Origin of the sequence: Clostridium gelidum (genome assembly GCF_019977655.1) — a bacterium.
Lineage (GTDB): Bacteria > Bacillota > Clostridia > Clostridiales > Clostridiaceae > Clostridium > Clostridium gelidum.
This window is the reverse complement of the sequence record NZ_AP024849.1, coordinates 2,307,785-2,328,437: the sequence shown is the minus strand read 5'-3', so window position 1 is coordinate 2,328,437 and position 20,653 is coordinate 2,307,785. Positions and strand designations below refer to the sequence as shown.

Below are 20,653 nucleotides of genomic sequence, written 5' to 3'. Positions count from 1 at the left end.
CCCACAGTTTAAATTTCACAGGTTTTTATAATAAAAAGAGTCAATTCTTTTAATAAATCAATTTCATAAGTCTCTAAAAGTAAATTTCCATCTTTATCATATATAACTTTTACTACTGGCCTAAGTGGCATTGAATTATTTTGATTTATTACTAACCCCTTTTCATTTGAGCTTAGGATAACTCCACTTCCTGTTGGAAAAGCAGCTATGTTCGCCGTAAATTTCCGCACCATTTCTTCGTCAAAATAAATGTTACTCATACCCACAAGATATTCAATAACCTCATATGCCGTTTTAGGTTGCTCCCCGCCCCTACCTGATATTAAATTATCAAATACATCACATATGGACACTATCTTTGCAATTTGGTTTATTTCATCACCTTTTAGTTTTAAAGGATAACCACTGCCATCACATCTCTCATGATGCATTAATGCAGCTACCTTTACATATGCATTCCAAACTTGCTGCTCTCCTAAAAAATCATAACCAACCTTTGGATGCATCAGTTCAATATATTTATCTAATTCTTCCTTAGTATCAAACTCTTCTAAAATTTTCTTATCATTTATGATTTTTGCCTTACCTATATCATGCAAGATTGCAGCTGTTGCTATATCATTAAGCTTTGACATACTGTATCCCATATGAGTTCCTATTATTGTAGATAGTACACAGACATTCACACAGTGTGAATATACATTGTTATCACTTGAACTTATTTCTGAAACATTTATCAAAACATTTTTATTTGCGAGTATATCCTCAACCACTGAGTTAACTGAATTCATAACACTGCTATTGTCAGCTTTTCCTTCACGACAATATCCTTCAATCATTTTCTTAACCGCATGTTTACTCATTTGCCTTGTCTTTTCAGAAATACTTTCTTCAATAACCACATTTTTTGATATGTCATCATCAATGTACACCGAATAAATTCCTAGTCCTTTAATTCTTTCAATATAATAAGGTTTTAATTTTACTTGAGCACGAAGTAAGACTCTACCTGATTCATCAAAAATCTGTTTTCCAAGTATTTCATCTCCCTTCAAGCTGGAGACACTAACAACTCTCATACACACCTCCAAATGAAATAATTAGTTATCTTATTTAACAATCAAAATCTTTTTATAAAAATAAATAACAACCATACTAAAAATGTACTGTCCTTTTACAAAACTAAGCTTAAAAAAAGAACACTATTAATAGGAATCTTATTTAAATATATTAGCATAATCTGACACTTTTTACTATCAAAAAAATGTTAACATTAAATAGAATTTAATAATGTTAAATAAAAAATTGATATTATCCTAAATTTCAAAAAAATAAAACCAAGGCTTTTCTAAGCCCTGGCTTCATATGAAAAAAGGTGCACTTATTGGGACTTTAAAATCATTTTGGGACTAATATGAAAATATACTAATATTCCAAGTCATATATATTACTTAAGTACCACAAAAAGTTCTATACGGGCAGGTAGATTTCTCAGGCAATGCAGTATAACCTGCCTGTTCATTTGAGTGAGCGTAAGGGTTTGAAAGCACATCAAGAAGTTTTTTCATCACACTGTAGTCTCCATTTTTCTCTGCTGCGTATAGTGCCTCTTCTACCCGATGGTTACGAGGGATTATCTCAGGATTTGAGCTTTTCATTAGCTCTATTGAGCAATCTTTTGATTCCTCCTGCCTGTACAGTCTTTCCTGCCACTTTTTATGCCATATAGTAAATGACTCAGTATCAAACAAAGTCATATCTGAGAACTTATCAAAAGTTAATGCGCGGAATGTATTGGTATAGTCCGCATCATACTTCTGCATCATATTAAGCAGATTTTCAATAAGGATTTCGTCCTCTGGCTCTTCATTAAATATTCCTAATTTTGTTCTCATTCCTGACAACCAATTACTGTGATACAACTGCGTAAACTCTGCAATTGCATTTTCTGCCAGCTGAGTAGCCTTTTCTTTATTATCATGTAAAAGTGGTAATAATGTTTCCGCAAATCGTGCTAGATTCCATCCAGCAATATACGGCTGATTTCCATAAGCATAGCGGCCTTGCCTATCAATGGAGCTGAATACCGTTGCCGGGTCATAGTTATCCATGAAGGCACAAGGACCATAATCAATAGTTTCCCCACTAATGCTCACGTTGTCAGTGTTCATAACCCCGTGGATAAAACCAACCAGCTGCCATTTAGCAATAAGCGCAGCCTGACGCTTAATCACTTCTTGAAGTAGACAGAGATATCGATTTTCAGCACCATCACCATCCGAAAAATGTCGCTTTAATGCATAATCAGCTAGAGCGCGAAGTTCTTCAACTGTTCCCCACTCTGCAGCATATTGAAAGGTACCAACTCGTAAATGACTTGCAGCTACACGGGTTAGGACTGCACCCGGAAGCTTAGTTTCTCGAAATACTGGCTCACCAGTTGTCACCACCGCTAAACTGCGGGTTGTAGGAATACCAAGTGCATACATTGCTTCGCTAATGATATATTCACGCAGCATTGATCCAAGTGTCGCCCTGCCATCACCACCTCGGGAGTAAGGCGTTCTACCTGAACCCTTGAGTTGAATATCTACACGCTCATCTTTTGGAGTTATTTGCTCGCCAAGTAGTAGAGCCCGACCATCTCCTAACATAGTAAAATGCCCGAACTGATGCCCTGCATAAGCTTGAGAGAGAGGCAAAGCGCCTTTTGGCATCTGATTTCCAGCAAGCACTGCAACACCATCACTGCTTTGTAGTGCTTGAACGTTCAACCCAAGGTATGCAGTGAGATGATCATTTAGAATAATCAATTTGGGTGAATCTACATGTGTTAGGCTCTGTCTTTCAAAAAATAATTCTGGAAGATTAGCATAACTGTTGTTAAAATTCCATCCTGTTTTTAATATTATTTTTCTCTCTTCCATCGTATATCCTTCCTTCTTTTATCTTTTATCTGTACTAGCTTTTTCTTTTACATAAAAGAAAAATGATAGCATTGTGTTGATATATTTTAATTTCACACTTATCCTATCAACATAATACAACCATTTTTAGTATCTACTTCTTCCTACATTTTATACCCAGTTCAAAAAAGATGGCGCCATTTAACAGACGCCAAAAGTAGCTATAAAGAGCTTTTTAATTTACTTACTACCCATTTTATTTTGTTACTATTTTTTCTATTGCACGTGCTTTATCTAAATTTCCCTCTACTTTTAATTTCCCAGTTGTAAATGCTACGACTGGATTAAGTTTTCCCTCTGCCATTTTCGTAAAAACTTTTGCTGTTGCAATAAATACAGCATCTCTATCATAGTACTCATACGGTTCTACACTAAGTTGTCCATCTTTTACTTTTACATAAAATATGCCTTCTCCATCGCCCACTATATTGAATTGAAATGCTAATTCTCCATCAATTTCGCTAGCATCTACTTCCTTTAAAATTGTTTTAAAATTGTTGAAATTATCCTCGTATGTTATTGTTTTTGCTACTTTTGCCATTATCTTTGCTACTTTAAATTATGTTTAAAGTAACTCCCTCCTCTCATAATCTTTTTTTAATTCTCAAAACCATATCAAATTAACTTATCCCTACTTTTACTATATTAGTATTTTAAATATATTATAACACAATTTATACATTAATTGTAAATAAATGTATAAATGCTATATAAAAAATTTATTTTTAACAAATGTACTTGACTCATACAAATACCCATAAGTCTAATGGATACCAGTACCAAACCCACAGCAGACTTTAATTGACAAGTTGTTGCTATACTAGAGATACTAAAAAAGGAGATTGAGCTTACATCGTAATCCCAATCCCCTATATAATCCTTCAATGCAATATTCTTTTATGCTAATTTACGCAAAACTCTTAATAGACTCTTATTTTAACAAGCAATGATTTCCTTAATCATAAACTCTTTTCCACATAATATCTCCCAGTCTTTACTTCCGCAGTTTGGACATTTATTATTATTTTCAATGAGATTAAAAACTTTATTACACTTTTTGCAAATAGCATTGCCTGGTAATATCTCCATTTTTAATTTCGTCTCTTCCAATAACGTTCCATCCACTGCAGCTGGGTAACATGCTTCAATATATCTCGGAATCATTGAAGAGAGTTCACCAATTTGAAGAACTAATGTATCAATTTTAGTTACTTTATTTTTCTTTGCAAAATTTTCAACCGTTTTTACGACTTCAATCAAAACTCCTACTTCATGCAATTGAACTCACCTCTCTTGTCAAAGTTTAAGGAATAATCAAAAAGTAACAAGTCAATATGCCTAAAGACGAAATAAATCACATTCCTTTAGGCTTTATTTTTACAATTTATCAACTTCTTTTATTTTTTTCACTTGAGAAAATTGATTCTAGGAATTTCACTGGCTTTTTAGCAGCAATTCTTATTTTTCTTTTTATAGCATGTTTCATAACTGCTGGTTTTATTTCTCTAAGTTCTACACCTTCACCATCATATTTTCTAACAAGTGAAATAGCATCAAACTTACATTTAGTTGTACAAACACCGCATCCGATGCAAAGATATTGATCTACAACAGTCGCTCCACAACTAAGGCAACGTTCTGTTTCCTTCTTAACTTGATCTTCTGTTAATGTTCCACGAACATCCTTGAAAGATTCCTTTGATTCATTTTCATCAATATGCTTTGCTTTTTGTCTTGGAAGATGATCATATCCTTCAAGATTAAGGTTTTCTTTATCAAATGAACGATAATCTCTCTTAATACGTCCAATAGTTAAACTTTGTCCTGGATTAACATAACGATGAATTGAAATTGCACCTTCTTTTCCCGCAGCAATTGCATCAATAGCAAACCTTGGTCCAGTTAAGGAATCACCACCAGTAAACACATCAGGTTCACCAGTTTGTAATGTAGTAGAATCCGCTTTAATTGTCTTGTTAGGATTTAATTCTATTTTACTATCTGCAATCAAATTACCTAAATCTATTGCTTGACCTACTGAAATTAATACATTGTCTGCCTTCACTATCTTTGTGTCATTTTCATCGAATTTAGGATTAAATCCTCTATTTTCATCAAATACAGAAATACACTTTTTAAATTCTACACCTGTAACATGTCCATTTTCTGTAGTAATTCGTTTAGGACCCCATGAATTATTGATGTTAATGAATTCAGCCAATGCTTCGTCAATTTCTTCTTCAAGAGCTGGCATTTCTAACCTGCTTTCAAGACAGAACATGCTTACTTTTGATGCACCAACTCTCACCGCTGTTCTAGAAACGTCAATAGCAACATTTCCTCCTCCAATTATGATGGTTTGTCCTTCTAATTTAATATCTTCACCTAAATTTACCTTACGTAAAAAGTCCACACCTGTAGTTACTCCTGTAGCATCTTCACCTTCGATGCCTATATATCTACCTGCTTGAGCACCAATTGCAATATAAAATGCTTCAAATCCTTGACCTCTTAAGTCCTTAAGGCTTATATTTTCACCAACTTCAACACCAGTCTTAAATTCAACACCAACCTCTTTCAAAATTTCAATTTCTGCATTAACTACATCTTTTTGAAGTCTGAATGAAGGAATTCCTAGTGTAAGCATTCCACCAAGTGCTTTTTGTTTTTCAAATACTGTTACCTTATATCCATTAAGAGCTAAGTAGAAAGCGCATGAAAGTCCAGAAGGACCTGCACCAATAACGGCAATTTTATTTCCATAGTTATGTTTTACTTTAGGAACATAACGATTATCTTTATTTAAATCTTGTTCTGCAATGAATTTCTTAATATCATCAATAGCTAGAGGATCATCAATATCACCTCTGGTACAAGCTGATTCACATTTTCTTGGGCATATACGTCCACATACTGCTGGAAAAGGATTTTCGTGCTTTATTAGTTCAAGTGCTTCAGTATATCTTCCTTGAGCCGCTAGCTTTATGTATCCTTGAATACCAATATGCGCAGGACATTCTGCTTTACAAGGACTTGTTCCAGTATCTACAACAACTTTTCTGTTAGTACGATAATCAGTATTCCATTTATCTGGGCCCCATTCTGTATCGCGAGGAAGTTCACGTTTCTTCTCTACTATTGGTGTTTTTGTGCAAATTTTTTGACCTAATTGTAGTGCATTAACTTGACACCCTTCAACACATTCTCCACAGCCAACGCATTTATCTTTATCTACAAATGAAACATAGTTTGAACGCACCATATCAGTATTTAAGAACATCTCAGAAGTTCTAAGTGATAGACAAGAACATCCACAACAATTACAAATGGCATGAGTTTTTCCAGCACCATCTGTATTTGGTATTTGATGTACCAAACCATCTGCTTCGGCTTTTTTAATAACTTCAAAAGCTTCTTCACGACTAATTTGTTTGCCTCTACCTGTACGAATATAATATTCAGCAGCATGGCCCATTTGAATACATATATCTTCCTTTAAGTGACCACAGCCTTCTCCCATAACTGCTCTAGCTGTACGACAAGAACAATCGGAAACTGAAAATAAATCATTTTCATTAAGATATTTGGAAACTTCCTCATAAGATGCTTTTCTTGTTTCACCTTGAATGGCTTGTTCAATAGGGATAACACGCATTAATCCTTTGCCTACAGGAAAATTACCTACTGTTTTTGGTCCTCTTACTCTTCCATATGCTTCGAAAGCCTCCCCAATTTGTGGATACTTTTTAATGTTCTCCTTGTTGTTAACCATCATTTCCATAACACCTGGAATCCAAGTATCAAGCCAATACTTATCAACACCATCAATTTTATTAATAAAACAAACACCAGCAACTGCCAAGTCCCATAAAATTTTTGATGTTTCCTCTACAGATTTGTCACATAAAGGAGCAACATCTTTTGCACTCTTTGGATTACGTAACTCCAAGCAAAGTCCAACTTCTGCCATTTCATTTGAAACAACAGGTTCCAAAATCATATATTCTGGATCTTCAAATTTAATTCCAGATTTTGAACCACGTTTTGATCTATTAATATGATTAGCAAGATCCAACACCCTATCCTTAGCCAATTGTATTTCCCCCTAAAAGTAAAATTTTGTTGTTATTTATAATTACTAATTATAATTTTAATTAACATTTCTCATTTAAACTTCTATTACTAATTTGAATTTCTACTTTTCATTCCAAGCCTTTACTTCAGCACGTATCCAATCTGCCCATTCGTCAATTCCCTCACCCGTTCTAGCTGATACTTTAATAACTTTGATATTCGGATTTAATTTTTTCACCCATTCTTTAACTGCTTCAAAATCAAAATCAAAAATACCTATTGTATCTATTTTGTTAATTAATAAAACATCAACAATCGAAAACATTAAAGGATATTTAAGAGGTTTGTCATCTCCCTCTGGTACACTTAAAATCATGGCATTTTTTGATGCACCAGTATCAAATTCTGCTGGACATACCAAATTCCCTACGTTTTCTAATATGGCGAAATCAATACCTTCTGTTCCTAGTCCTAATAGACCTTGTTTGGTCATATCTGCATCAAGATGGCACATTCCACCTGTGTGCAATTGAATTACTTTTGCACCAGTCTTGGAAACAGTATTAGCATCAACATCTGAGTCAATATCAGCTTCTAGAACCCCAATTCTCATTTCATCTTTCAAGGCTTCAATTGTTCTTAAAACAGTTGTTGTTTTGCCAGAACCTGGTGATGACATCAAATTTAATAAAAAGGTCTTGTCCTTTTTCAAGTCTTCCCTAAGCAAATCTGCTTGTATATCATTATTTTCAAAAACACTTTTTTTGATTTCAAGAACTTTATATTTATCCAAATTAGTTCCTCCTTCATTTTGCCTTAAGCTTTATTTTCAATCCTTTTTCTATTTGAGAAATAAAGTATTATCTTCTTGCTGTTTTAATGTTTAACTTAATTTTTAAATTTGCTTTCACCTTGCATACTATTAATTCTATATTCCCTTTGACTACCTAATATTTCTTCGGCAGTTGATTTGATTTCCTTATATACTTTCAAATCTGAATAAAGCTCCCCAAGATAAGGATTTCTCTTTGTCTTAACTACTTTGTAAATCATATAAGCAAATACTGCTACATTTGAAGCTAATGCTATAAAACTAAATACAAATAATGGTACTGTATTATAAGTAGATGAAACTACAAACGCACCCTTATCAATAAATGCTGGGAATGTTTGCGCAAACATACACCATAAAGCCAATGTTTGTGCACGATGTTGTAGCCATGCTCCTTTTCCCAAAGTAAATGCACAAGCTGTTGGCGCTAATAGAAGTGCAAATCCACAATACCAAGCATGTCCTGGCAAGCAATTATACGTATATGCAAAATTCCATAAATCATAAGCTACTATCCAAAACCATAACATATCAGGCCATAGCATATCTCTACTTCCATCTTTAGAAATCTGTTTTTTTATACAAATTCCAAGCCATCCAGTTATAGTTATGATATTCAAAATACCTGCTATACCATTCATGAAGTTCCAAGAACCACCAAGTACATACATGGCTTCATCTGCTAGCACCCCTCCACCAAAGTATTGAGTACCAACTTCAAAATCACGGGCTACTGCTTCCATAATGTTTATAGCAAGAATAAGTGGCGGAAAACATAATGCCCACTTTTTGTCAGCTAATCTCCATTCCTTACCTGATAATTTATTTCTCCATTTAACATGCCTAATGCACCAAAAGCCTATACATCCAGCTGTAGATGAATACACCTTTGCTAAATGAAACCAATCTGTATACGTTGTATCCTTTAATACTGTAAACCACAATATTGAAAGGAGTAGTGGTAAAATAACAAAACAGAAAAGACCAACATATTTCCATCTACGAGCTACTTCATTAAGACCAAAGAGAGCTACAAAAACGATTACCCACACTCCCCATACGCTTAACATTGATGCTCCATCAGCATAATTAAAAACAAACATAATTTAACCTCCCTTGTAAATATTTAATGTTTTGTGCTTCTATTATATAATTTTTACAAAATATTCTTCAATAGACAAATAAAAGAAAGTGTCTATTTTAAACACTTTCTTTTATCTATAATGAATTATTTTCTTATTTCTTCTTTAACAAAGTTATCTACACAGCGATGAATACTACCTGTTATAATCATCAGAAGTTTTTTAAGTATAATTTCTGGCTCCTCTTCCATACCTTCACTTACCCAATCTATCATTAACCCATTAAACACATGTCTATAAAAATTAACAATGAAATTTTGATCCTTGTCCTTTAATTTCACTTCCATTTTTTCAACACACTCTTCAATCACATCATAAAGCAATCTATTCGTAAGATTGGTGAAGTAATTATTTGCTTCAGTCCAATAGGAAGATTTATATATATGTAAGATCATTTTTGAATTTTTTTTCAAATACTTCATTGTAGCCAGGAAACCACCAGTCCAGGTTTCAAAGGTCCTATTTTGTGCAATTTCCATTGATACTTCCTTAAAAAATATGAATTTAAAAACATCCATGATATCAGTAAAATGATTATAAAAAGTCTGTCTGTTTACATTGCAATGTTCACAAATTTCTTTCACTGTAATCTTGTCTATAGATTTCTTGTTTAATAATTGTTTAAATGAGTTAATTATTTCTGCTTTAGCATTCTGTTTCATAAACGTCCCCTCTAACTAAAAAGTACCCAATCCAATATGGATTAGGTGCTCTCTTTCAAAAATTATAATTAAAATTTATATATGTTTGTAATTTAATAATTCTCTACTAAATAAATGGTAGTTTTTTTTCTACCAAATTCCTCAGCTTCTTCATAAGTTGATACCCAAACGTCTATTACATAAGTACCATCTTCTTTTACTTTAATTGCTCCACCCCTATCTTCTACATTAAACATACCATCTGCTTTATAATTTTTCAACTCTGGAATATAAATTTTACTTCCAAGGGATATATTCGATGGAGCTGCAATAACACCTAATCGCGTCTCTGTTTGCATTGCTGTTTGTGATCCCCATTCCTCTGAACATCTTGGATCATTGCAATATGCAGTTAATTCAGCTTTAATCGGTATTCCTACTGAATGTTGATTTTCCTGAGATTTAGTTGATATAGTTTCAGGCTCTTCTTTTTCTGCTACTAGCTCCTGTGATGTGTCCGATGAAGTTTCAATATATTCTTCCATAGTATCTTTTTCAACAATATACTTACGTCCTTCAATCTCATAATTTTCGATTTTAGAACTTCCTTGGTATTTTCCTGCAACATATTTATTTATTTGAACATTTTCTGATTCAATATTTAAACAGCTCATTCCAATACCTATTAAACATATTTCTAAGATTATATATCCTCTTATCATATGTTTTTTTAATTTAAACAATTAACCACTCCTTGTGTTTTTTTGCAACTTATTTAAGTTAGTACTACAGTTGCTTATGTCACCGATATGGTATTGTCATTATAGACTAGGTGTTTTTTAAGGTCAAGGCTATTTCGTGTCATAATTAGACATTTTTTTCATATAAAGCGCAAATGTTAACGATTTATATCTAGTATAATGCTTGTTTTTATATTAAACCAAATAATTCCATTTATTTTCTTCATTTTCATCTATTGTTTTTTTGTTTATCTCTAACAATAATTTCAAGTATATTTCAATTAACTAATCCAGTCCCCAAGGCAAAAGCTTGGGTTGCAAAGGTCATAAAATATAAAGAATCAAGATTTGCTACAGTCATTTCTGGAAAAGCATAAATTATAAAATACCAACACTCCTCCTAGTATATAAGACATTAAAATAGCGGGTCCAGCAGCATTTATAGCTACAGATTAACCAATAAAAAGAAAAGTACTTGCCACAAGACCCTAATTATTATCTTTTATACCAGGAGTTAATCTTAATTAAATTAATAGTGTTTAAATAAGATTACATACACTTTATCATCTTATGAATTTTATTATTTACATTAGTGCCTCTTAGTTTGCAACTGTCTTTACATCTCATAAAGCGTTTATTTTTCTTAATACTTCTTAGCTTACATTTTGGTTTACATTTAATGCAACATTTATTTTTTTTCATATAAACTACGACTTCTTGTTTTGCTTTCTCATAGCCCTCTTTAAAGCCATCTTTAAATCCCTCTTCATATACTTCTTCGCACTCTTCACTGTCTGTGTTCTCCATATCCCTTATAAAACATTCATTTGCTTCATCAATATCAAACTCAAAATCGAAATTATAATTTTCTTTTTTTATACTTCCAGATTCATCTTCATCGCAGCTTTTGAATTTTCTTCCACTATCTTTGTTACTCATCTTCTTCTCTCCTTCACAATCTGTTATGAGTTATTTAATTGACAATAATGCTATTTACTAAAACTTTCCATTTTTATATAATTAATCTTCGATATATTAATTATGATTACTTTAATATTCTTAATAAAAGCATTTCTAAACAGCATTTTAGTAGTTTTAATCCCTCAATTCTATATTATGCTAATTTCATATATTTGTTATCAATGTAAAGGTGAAATAATAATTCCCCATTTACCTAAATATATTTATGAGTTATCTTTATGCCTATAGATGCTTAAAATATAAACTATAATAATGTATAATAAAGCACTTGCAGGGTAGACCTTTTTTCATTGGTCTACCCTGCAAGTACTTTTTATATTTACCTATTTTCAGCTCTCACATGGATATATATAATTAGCTACAGTACAAACATCTAATTCACTAGGATTACATTCATCATCCTCTGGGATTACAAACAGTATTTTACGTTCAATAGTCCCACATTCACCATCTCCACATGCCATTGTGATAAAACCTTTAAAAGCAAGTATTCTGTGACATTTATCATATATAATAGCTGCAACAGCTACTTTTTTGTCCATGCATACGTTATTTACTTTTACTCTTACAGTTACTAATCTGGCACCATGCTTTTCTATTTCTACTGGATTTGCATTAATAAAATCACATAAATCACACGAACATTTCTCGCGCTTATCGCACTTGTCATATTTAATCATCTAGTACATCTCCTTCTTACACATAAATTTAGAATAGGACAAATAGTTATTAATACTGATTTGGCCATTCATAAGTCTTATAGCTACATATATCATTAAAATATAATTTCAACATAATGTTTATAATTTGATATATGTTCTCCTAAATCACATTAATATTTTTAAATGCCTTTATTATAAATTTACAATGGTTTGATTAATGAGTTTATATAAAAGATAGCTAATGTATATTCCATATTTCTAATATATTCTTTGATATATATTTAGTGAATAAATTTAATTTTTCATCTAACTTCTTTTTAATTTTTTCATATTAAAAATTAATTTTATACAAAATTTATCCCCTTCTCATTGATTGAAATTTATGTTAAACTTACCATGGTTTTAATTTTAGACGAAGACTGTCTATATTATCGAGTCTATAATATAACAGTTCGCTGTCTCATTTATATATTATTAACGGGGGGAAAAACTATGAAAAAGCTAATGAAAACGTGGACTCAATTGAGTCTTGTGAAACAAATAATTGTAGGTTTAATTATTGGTATTATCTTGGCCTTAACTTTACCTGACGTAGCAAAACCTGTCGTCATTCTAGGTTCTTTATTTGTAGGTGCTTTGAAATCCATTGCTCCTATATTGGTATTCTTTTTGGTAATGTCAGCCATCTCTCAACATAAGAGTGGTCATCAAACCAATATGAAATCAATTATTATTCTTTATCTTTTAGGAACATTTTTGGCTGGTCTTATAGCAGTTATTGCAAGCTTTATATTCCCTGTAAGTTTGACACTTGCAGCAAGTACTGAAAATATGTCACCTCCTGGTGGTATCACAGAAGTTCTTAAAGCATTACTGCTGAATCTGGTTGATAACCCAGTAAAAGCACTTTATACCGCTAACTATATTGGCATATTATCTTGGGCAGTACTTCTTGGACTTGCATTAAAAAATGCACCTGATACTACGAAAACAATGATTTCTAATTTTTCAGATGCAGTATCCCAAATAGTTAGATGGGTCATAAATTTTGCACCACTTGGAATCATGGGCCTTGTATTTGATGCTATTGCTACAAATGGGATTGGATCACTACTTAGTTATGGACAATTACTTGCAGTTTTGATTGGTTGCATGGTCTTTGTTGCTATTGTTGTCAATCCAATTATTGTGTTCTTAACTATTCGTCAAAACCCATTTCCACTTGTGTTTAAGTGTTTAAGAGAAAGTGGTATTACAGCATTCTTTACACGTAGCTCTGCTGCAAACATTCCAGTGAATATGAGTTTATGTGAAAAACTAGGTTTAGATAAGGATACATATTCAGTATCAATTCCATTAGGTTCTACAATCAATATGGCTGGTGCAGCTGTTACGATTTCTGTTTTGACTCTTGCAGCAGTTCATACACTTGGTATTCAAGTGGATATAGCTACAGCAATAATCCTTAGTGTATTATCAGCTGTATGTGCTTGTGGTGCTTCTGGTGTAGCTGGTGGTTCTCTATTACTAATTCCTCTAGCATGTAGTTTATTTGGTATCCCAAATGAAATTGCTATGAAGATAGTTGGTGTAGGATTTATAGTAGGTGTCCTGCAAGATTCTTGCGAAACAGCACTTAACTCATCAACAGACGTACTTTTCACAGCATCAGCTGAATTTGCTCAGTGGCGTAAAGAAGGAAAAGAAATCATCATTAATAAATAGCAAAATCAGCAAAAAGATTGAATGAAGGTTAAATCCTATCTTTCAATCTTTTTTTATTTACAATTTTTCTTTAGTTACCTATCATATTTGCATTAATAGATTAACTATTAGTCTTCTATTACATAATTAATTTTGCTCTCTTGAACATAATTCTCTATAAATGAAAGAAACTCATCTTTTGCCCTAGCATTAATAATATATTCATTCATATGAATATTATTTCCAGTATGTGTTATAATTCCAATATGAATTTTAAAATAAAAAGAAGGTGTATTATGGAAAATCAAGTACTGTTATTAGATAATGTTCATAAAACTATAAAAAATAAAGAGATTGTTAAAGGTATTAGCTTTTCAATAAACGCAGGTGAAATTTTAGGTTTTCTTGGCCCCAATGGTGCTGGAAAATCAACCACTTTAAGAATGATAGTTGGCCTTTCCTCTCCAACGCGTGGAATCATTACAATTGATGGTTATTCAATTACCAAAGACTATGTTAAAGCTATGTCTAAAGTTGGTTGTATTATAGAAGGACCAGATTTATACAATTATTTAAGTGGACTAGAAAATTTAAAAATGCTTTCTTCTATGAATAAAAATGTTACAAATGAAGATATTATGAAAGCAATAAAGCTTGTAGGAATGCAAAATAGAATAAATGATAAAGTCTCAACTTATTCTTTAGGGATGAAACAAAGGCTTGGACTTGCGCAAGCTCTTATACATAAACCAAAACTTCTTATATTGGATGAACCCACAAATGGCCTTGATCCTTCAGGGATTAATGAGTTTAGGCATATTATTCATAACCTTGCTAAAAAAGAAAATATTGCTGTTCTTATTTCTAGTCACTTGATATCTGAAGTTGAACTAATGTGTGATACAGTTGCAATAATAAAAAATGGTACTCTGCTTAAATATTCTTCAGTATCTGAACTTTTAAATAATCAAGACGTTTTCTTTGTATTAAGCGATAACCAAAGAGGCATTGAGATATTAAAAAACAAGTGGAATATCGATAGTTCCCTTAAAGATGATAAAATTATAGCAAAAGTTGATATATCTAAACTTGAAGAAATTAATTCTTCCTTTATAGAAGAAGGATTAATGATAAAATTCGTAAATACCAATCAAAAGACTTTAGAAGATTTATTTTTAACTCTTACGGAAGGAAATGATATTATCAGCTAAGGAGGCATACATGTTGTTAGATTTAGTAAAGAATGAAGTAAATAAAATCTTATCCAAAAGGAAAATGTTACTTGTTACTGTTATCATGTTAATTTTAGTTTTTTTATTTGCATATGGGCAAAATTATCAATACAAAAATACTTTAGATAAATATTTGAAAACTACTACTGAAAGCGGAGATATTCCTTGGCAATCGCTTCAAAAGCAACAAATACAAGATTTAAAAACTAGACTCAGTAGAATTGATACGCCTGAATCAAGTAAGGATTCTATTAATATTAGAATTCAACAAAATCAATATTATTTAGATAATAATATAAATCCAATTACTCCAAGTGCAACAAAATTTTCAATAAAATTAATGGAACAATCTATATCTGTTTTGCTTCCCTTATTGATAATTCTGTTGGCTAGTGATAGTGTGTGCGGAGAATTTTCTGCAAAAACTATAAAAGTACTATTAACTAGAGCTGTTCCCAGATGGAAGGTATTACTTAGTAAATATCTAGCACTTTTAATTTTATTTTCTATAGTAATTTTAGAAATGGCTGTACTTTCTATTTTTATTTCAGGATTATTTTTTAACAATTGGGGGTTTTACGAACCTGTAGCTACAGGGTTTAGCTCAGCTTCTGGAACCTTAGATATTTCAAATGTAATCAAAGTAACACAAATACAATACTTAGTTCTTGTATATTCCCTTGGATGGTTTGTATCAATTGTTGTTGGAACAATTTCATTTATGGTTTCTGTTTTAGCTCAAAATACAGCCACATCTATTGGAATAATGATGGCTACACTAGTTGGCGGTGGCTTCCTTAGATTGTTTTTAGCCGATTGGCCTGCAATAAAATACTTTTTTGCTATTAACTTAAGCTTACCTCAATATCTTACAGGTTCATACACACCTATAAGTGGAATGTCCTTAAATTTCAGTACTTTAGTACTTTTAACTTGGGGCATAGGTGCTTTTATTGTCAGTTTTGTTGTATTTATAAAGCGAGATATATTAGTTTAAAAGGAGGTAATTAAAATGTTCAAAAACCTAAAATGGAAATTGATTTTATTATTATCTATAGTTTCTACTATAACCTTAATTACTGGTTTTGTAGCAGCATTAAAAGTAAGCTCTCGCCCTCCCAAAGAGATAATAAATACTGAAACTGAAAAACCTAAAAGTGAAGAATTAGACCAAAATTATTACAATATATTAGTTCTTGGTGATTCTCTTGCCAAAGGAACTGGCGATGAAAAAGGCCTTGGGTTTTCAGGTTACTTCTCAGATTACTGGAAGACTAAAATTTCAAAGGAAATTAAAATAAATAACCTTGCAATAAACGGAGATGTATCTACTGGACTTGTTAGTGTAGTACAAGAACCTCAAACCTTAGCTAATATTAAAGGTTCAGATATGATATTTATATCTATAGGCGGTAATGAATTAAGCAAACTTAGAAATATTGATATAATTTCATCCACAATTAAAATAAAGGATATTGAAGATACCTATTTAACTAACTTAAAATCCATATTTAATGTAATTAGAACTAATAATCCATCAGCTATGGTGATTTTCATTGGATTATACAACCCTTTTGGGAATGCACTTACATCTGATAAGGTAAGTATTTTAAATGAATGGAATTTCCAAAGTCAGCAGCTTGTGTCACTAGATTCAAATGCACTTTTTATTCCAACTTATGATCTTTTCAAGTATAATGCAGAAAATTATTTAGCACCAGATAATTTTCATCCAAATAGTACTGGATATGAATCCATTTCGGGTAGAATAGTTGAAGCCTTAAAAAATTATAAACAATAAGTTTGTAATATATTTTTACATAAAAAAATAACCAAGTAAAAATCCACTTGGTTATTTTTGATATTCTAATATTCTTCTAATACTTTGTCTAGACGTATTATGAAGCTACTTATTTTTATATGTTTAAGTTGATTTATTTTTTGCGAAATTTTAAACCGTTTTTACTATTTAGGTAGAACTATTACGGTTGCTTTAGCATTTTTAATAACTTTACTTGTTACAGATCCAATCATTCTGACTAGTCCCTTTTTTGTAGATTTTGTCATTATTATTAGATCACAGTTTTCTTCTTCTGCCTTTTTTAATATCTGATCTGAAGCGTATCCAAAAATAGCAAATTTTTCAACTGTATATCCTTCTAATTCCATTGCTGCTTCATCTAAAACTAAGTTACTTTCTTCTCTCATATCCCACAAGTTTTCTTGCTTTAATAAGTCCTCAGCTACAATTACCTCTCTTACATTCATTAGTATAATTTCAATATCATTCTTATTAAAGTATTTTTTTATCCAATTAATAGAATGCGTGCTTCTTTCAGTAGTATCTAATGGAACTAAAATTTTTATTTTTTTCATCTTAAGCACATCCTTTCATAATTATAATTATGATTATAATTTATATATTCTATATATTATAACATGTTCCTGCTTTTTTTATTGAATTTTTGTTCTCCCAGTGGGTACTTCTGAAACACGAAGCAGACTAGGAGGATTGACAATTATGCTATAACCAGGAACAAAAGCCTCCAAGCATAACACTTTCAAAGGTCTACGGCGTGAAATTCGAACGCTTATTTTTCTCTTAATTAACATTATTATCCCTATGATATAAAAAGTTATTTTAGACAAAAAGAAAGAATGATCTATTATGGGAGTAATAAATCATTCTAATACTGGTTAATAATTATATTTAATAAGGGGTAAATAATATTTTAACTATCTTACAATCTATATATTACAGTATAAATATGTCATTATTATGACAAACTAAGAAATTTTAATACCTGCATTTTGAACCATTGATATTGAAAAGCTTACCCCCATGACAATCCAATTTTTGATTTTTACGAGAGGTAAGTTATATCCATAAATCACTTAATTTGTAATAGAGATCCTTTGAATCCATTAGATATTGTATTTAGATAATATGATTTTCCATTAGAATCATTCTTTATCCAACCTACTTGCATTGTTCCATTCTCATTCATGTAATACCATCTTCCATCTATCTTTTGCCAACCTGTTTGCTTTGATCCATCTGGGCCTATAAAATACCAGTCTGCTCCTATTAACTGCCAGCCTTCACTTAATGATGTATTGAGACTACTTGTAGTACCTGATGATGATATTGTACCGCTTGATTCTCTAGTAATCTTTAAATTATATTCTCTGTTATTACTATCATCATCTTTAATCTTAACTGTAATGGTATTTACACCTTCTGATAACGAAACTTTATCAGTCCAATCATCATTATCATATACTTCGTTTCCATTAATTTTAACAGTATAATCTGAATCTCCTGGCTTTGCTTCCACTTTTACACTACTTACTTTATTTTTAACATTTATATCATATGATGATTTCTTTTTATCAAAATTAAAATTAATGTCATCACCATCATATGATAATGACAAATCATCTAAGTAAATATCATCATTACTGTCATTACTGTCATTACTATCTTCCTTTTCTACCTTAAGGGTATATGTTTCCTTAAGAGTTGATCCATTATATGCTTTAAGTTTAAGTGTTACACTGCTTGAAATACTAATTTCTTCATCTAAATTTATTTTTGTACTTCCCTTGTAAATTTCAACTTTATCACAATCAGTTCCTAAATCAATATCATTAACCTTGATCTTTCTTACGTTGCTTCTAACTTTAGCATATAAGCTTGTTGGAGCTTTATCACTTATTTCACTTAACTTATACCGACTGTTATAACTGCTTTTAGTATATACTTTTACTGTATCGTCTTTATTTGTTTCCAAATTTACATCAGTAATATATCCTGAAGAACTAGCTGCATAAACAGTTGTTGTTCCAAAATTAAAAATGTTTGGCATCACTGTAGATGTTAAACCTAATACTAAAGCAATGGATACTGTTCTTTTAATATTTTTTTTATTCATTTTTACCCGTCCCCACTATTATTAATTTTATTTTTCTACTTCCAGACTCGTTAACTTTAATATATAGAATATTACATTAATTTCACTTATTAAAAAATCCTATTCCATTTTTACATATTCTCTCATTTCATTATACAGGAAAACATTCATTTGCATCTTAATTTAACCTTAATTTTAGCTATTATTATTCTTAATTTTAGTTTTAATTAAGGTTATTCTATTATATGATAGCCAAGTTTTATTATTCTTTCAATTACAGATAAAATTAAAGTACTTATTCCTATTTAAACTCTAGCTGGCATGAAATTCTATGAAGATTTGTCAACAAAAAAGAAGGAGAACCTCCCATATCTGGACTTGGTTCTCCATTATTACTTAAATGAATTATTAAGTTATTATTTTTTAAAGAAGTTAACTCATATACATGAGTTAACTAAGTTCTGTTAAATTTCATGTGCCTTATTTTATATTAATTGCGTTATCATAATACAAATCCGCAGATGATTTTGTTGCAAAGCTGCTTACTTTACCTGTATAACTATCAATATATACCCCTACTTTTTTATTGCCTCTGAAGATTTTTCTTTAATTTCCTTCTTGTCAGCATCACTTAATTTAGATGTCCCAGAAGTTTATTCCAATTGTAAAATAGTTGCAAACTTTAATTAATTTTAGTATATAATTTAAGTTTTTTATTTACAGTAGTAACAATAGAACTAAAAGTGATATTCTAAATTTTATATTCAGTGGCTTTTTTCATAAAAATGCTGAAAGTCTGGTTAGACAATCTCATAATACTTATAACTAAAGGAGAACCGCCCCTCTTATATTTGATTCTCCTACATTAATTAAATACATGCATTATTTTTTTAGATTAATCATGTTATCATAAATCAAACTCGCAGTTGATTTTGTTAAAAATTCGGTTACTTTACCTGTATGACTATCAATATATATCGCTACTTTTTTACTTGAATCACTTTCTTCTTGATAGAAAACTTGATAGAACTCATCATTATCTTCAACAAGTATACATTTAGGCTTTTGTAAATCACCTAGTTTATGTTCTTTAATGAAATTTTCTGCTGTATTTTTTAATTTTTCTTCACTAAGTGTTAACTTAGCTTTTGGTCTACTAGCATCATCCATATTAAGAGCTTTCTGAACAGATTCTATTTCCTTTGTGTTTTCATTGAACTCTACTGTATACATATTACCATCTTTATGAATCCATTTAGCTGTAATAACTCCATGTTTCAATTTTGCCACCTGATTTTTAAGTTCATTTACAACTTGGGGAATGTATGCTTTTTCTTCATTATACTCTTCAACAGAAATTTCCTTCTTATCATATTGCTCCTGTAATGATTTTTGTTCCTTTGCTTCTTCATCAATTAAAGTTGTTTCATTCATTATTGATGAACTATATTTAAGATCTTTATCTGCATCAACTGATATAGATAAATACTTCTTTAATGCTTCTAAAGATTTTTCTTTAATTTCTTTATTATCAGCATCACTTAATTTAGCATTATCTTGAGAAACTGCTGTAGCAGTTTCTTTGGAATAAACAACATTCTGTTTTATAGTATCTGCAAAAGCTCCTTTTATATTAATTTGATTAAATAAAGCACTGGTAGATGCTACTACTCCTACTGCTACCAATACTGCTGTTAATTTTTTTGAAAACATAATAATTCCTCCAATATTTTTATTTTATTAATTTTTAGTCTACATATATTTA

General features: G+C 31.0%; 18 protein-coding genes and 1 pseudogene. 4 read left to right on the top strand and 15 right to left on the bottom strand.

Going from position 1 to position 20,653, the window contains the following annotated elements; all coding sequences use genetic code 11:
• Nucleotides 1–8: 8 nt before the first annotated feature.
• From psyc5s11_RS10275 to psyc5s11_RS10220, 12 genes and pseudogenes are all read right to left on the bottom strand, one after another.
• Nucleotides 9–1,079 carry an HD-GYP domain-containing protein gene (locus tag psyc5s11_RS10275; RefSeq protein ID WP_224037487.1) on the bottom strand — a complete coding sequence of 357 codons (1,071 nt, stop codon included), beginning with the start codon at nucleotides 1,077–1,079 and terminating at the stop codon, nucleotides 9–11.
• Between the two features lie 372 nt (nucleotides 1,080–1,451).
• Nucleotides 1,452–2,927 carry a protein adenylyltransferase SelO gene (locus psyc5s11_RS10270; protein ID WP_224037486.1) on the bottom strand — a complete coding sequence of 492 codons (1,476 nt, stop codon included), beginning with the start codon at nucleotides 2,925–2,927 and terminating at the stop codon, nucleotides 1,452–1,454.
• A 235-nt stretch (nucleotides 2,928–3,162) separates the two neighbouring features.
• Nucleotides 3,163–3,507 (bottom strand): SCP2 sterol-binding domain-containing protein, encoded by a 345-nt coding sequence (locus psyc5s11_RS10265; RefSeq protein WP_375541997.1) that lies wholly within the window; start codon nucleotides 3,505–3,507, stop codon nucleotides 3,163–3,165.
• A gap of 395 nt (nucleotides 3,508–3,902) precedes the next feature.
• A complete protein-coding gene (locus tag psyc5s11_RS10260; protein ID WP_224037485.1) occupies nucleotides 3,903–4,244 on the bottom strand; it encodes a hydrogenase maturation nickel metallochaperone HypA/HybF in 342 nt (113 codons plus the stop codon).
• 109 nt (nucleotides 4,245–4,353) lie between these two features.
• Entirely contained in the window at nucleotides 4,354–7,059 is a 2,706-nt protein-coding gene (locus psyc5s11_RS10255) for an FAD-dependent oxidoreductase (protein ID WP_224037484.1), read from the bottom strand.
• Nucleotides 7,060–7,161: 102 nt separating this feature from the next.
• The gene (gene hypB / locus psyc5s11_RS10250) at nucleotides 7,162–7,833 is read right to left on the bottom strand and encodes a hydrogenase nickel incorporation protein HypB (RefSeq protein ID WP_224037483.1); all 672 of its coding nucleotides are present in this window, start codon (nucleotides 7,831–7,833) and stop codon (nucleotides 7,162–7,164) included.
• Nucleotides 7,834–7,928: 95 nt separating this feature from the next.
• Nucleotides 7,929–8,975: a DUF5692 family protein gene (locus psyc5s11_RS10245; RefSeq protein WP_224037482.1), complete on the bottom strand. Its 1,047-nt coding sequence runs from the start codon at nucleotides 8,973–8,975 to the stop codon at nucleotides 7,929–7,931.
• A gap of 125 nt (nucleotides 8,976–9,100) precedes the next feature.
• Entirely contained in the window at nucleotides 9,101–9,676 is a 576-nt protein-coding gene (locus psyc5s11_RS10240) for a TetR/AcrR family transcriptional regulator (RefSeq protein ID WP_224037481.1), read from the bottom strand.
• A 92-nt stretch (nucleotides 9,677–9,768) separates the two neighbouring features.
• Nucleotides 9,769–10,398 carry a 3D domain-containing protein gene (locus psyc5s11_RS10235; RefSeq protein ID WP_224037480.1) on the bottom strand — a complete coding sequence of 210 codons (630 nt, stop codon included), beginning with the start codon at nucleotides 10,396–10,398 and terminating at the stop codon, nucleotides 9,769–9,771.
• Nucleotides 10,399–10,678: 280 nt separating this feature from the next.
• Nucleotides 10,679–10,847, bottom strand: a pseudogene (locus psyc5s11_RS10230) (amino acid permease); the annotation flags it as partial.
• Between the two features lie 97 nt (nucleotides 10,848–10,944).
• A complete protein-coding gene (locus psyc5s11_RS10225; protein WP_224037479.1) occupies nucleotides 10,945–11,334 on the bottom strand; it encodes a hypothetical protein in 390 nt (129 codons plus the stop codon).
• A gap of 371 nt (nucleotides 11,335–11,705) precedes the next feature.
• Complete coding sequence (locus tag psyc5s11_RS10220; RefSeq protein WP_224037478.1) at nucleotides 11,706–12,056, bottom strand: hypothetical protein; 351 nt, start codon at nucleotides 12,054–12,056, stop codon at nucleotides 11,706–11,708.
• Between the two features lie 474 nt (nucleotides 12,057–12,530).
• Here psyc5s11_RS10220 and sstT point away from each other — a divergent pair, with 474 nt between their 5' ends.
• The 4 genes from sstT (at nucleotide 12,531) to psyc5s11_RS10200 (ending at nucleotide 16,775) form a co-directional block, all read left to right on the top strand.
• The gene (gene sstT / locus psyc5s11_RS10215; protein ID WP_224037477.1) at nucleotides 12,531–13,763 is read left to right on the top strand and encodes a serine/threonine transporter SstT; all 1,233 of its coding nucleotides are present in this window, start codon (nucleotides 12,531–12,533) and stop codon (nucleotides 13,761–13,763) included.
• Nucleotides 13,764–14,038: 275 nt separating this feature from the next.
• Nucleotides 14,039–14,953: an ABC transporter ATP-binding protein gene (locus tag psyc5s11_RS10210; RefSeq protein ID WP_224037476.1), complete on the top strand. Its 915-nt coding sequence runs from the start codon at nucleotides 14,039–14,041 to the stop codon at nucleotides 14,951–14,953.
• Between the two features lie 13 nt (nucleotides 14,954–14,966).
• The gene (locus tag psyc5s11_RS10205) at nucleotides 14,967–15,971 is read left to right on the top strand and encodes an ABC transporter permease (protein WP_224038172.1); all 1,005 of its coding nucleotides are present in this window, start codon (nucleotides 14,967–14,969) and stop codon (nucleotides 15,969–15,971) included.
• A 15-nt stretch (nucleotides 15,972–15,986) separates the two neighbouring features.
• Nucleotides 15,987–16,775: a GDSL-type esterase/lipase family protein gene (locus psyc5s11_RS10200; protein WP_224037475.1), complete on the top strand. Its 789-nt coding sequence runs from the start codon at nucleotides 15,987–15,989 to the stop codon at nucleotides 16,773–16,775.
• Nucleotides 16,776–16,939: 164 nt separating this feature from the next.
• Here the strand turns inward: psyc5s11_RS10200 and psyc5s11_RS10195 are convergent, their stop codons facing one another.
• From psyc5s11_RS10195 to psyc5s11_RS10185, 3 genes are all read right to left on the bottom strand, one after another.
• Nucleotides 16,940–17,350: a universal stress protein gene (locus psyc5s11_RS10195; protein ID WP_224037474.1), complete on the bottom strand. Its 411-nt coding sequence runs from the start codon at nucleotides 17,348–17,350 to the stop codon at nucleotides 16,940–16,942.
• Nucleotides 17,351–17,865: 515 nt separating this feature from the next.
• On the bottom strand, nucleotides 17,866–18,909 hold the full coding sequence (locus tag psyc5s11_RS10190) for a cadherin-like beta sandwich domain-containing protein (protein WP_224037473.1): 1,044 nt from the start codon (nucleotides 18,907–18,909) through the stop codon (nucleotides 17,866–17,868).
• A gap of 861 nt (nucleotides 18,910–19,770) precedes the next feature.
• Nucleotides 19,771–20,601 carry a hypothetical protein gene (locus psyc5s11_RS10185; RefSeq protein WP_224037472.1) on the bottom strand — a complete coding sequence of 277 codons (831 nt, stop codon included), beginning with the start codon at nucleotides 20,599–20,601 and terminating at the stop codon, nucleotides 19,771–19,773.
• Nucleotides 20,602–20,653 lie beyond the last annotated feature (52 nt).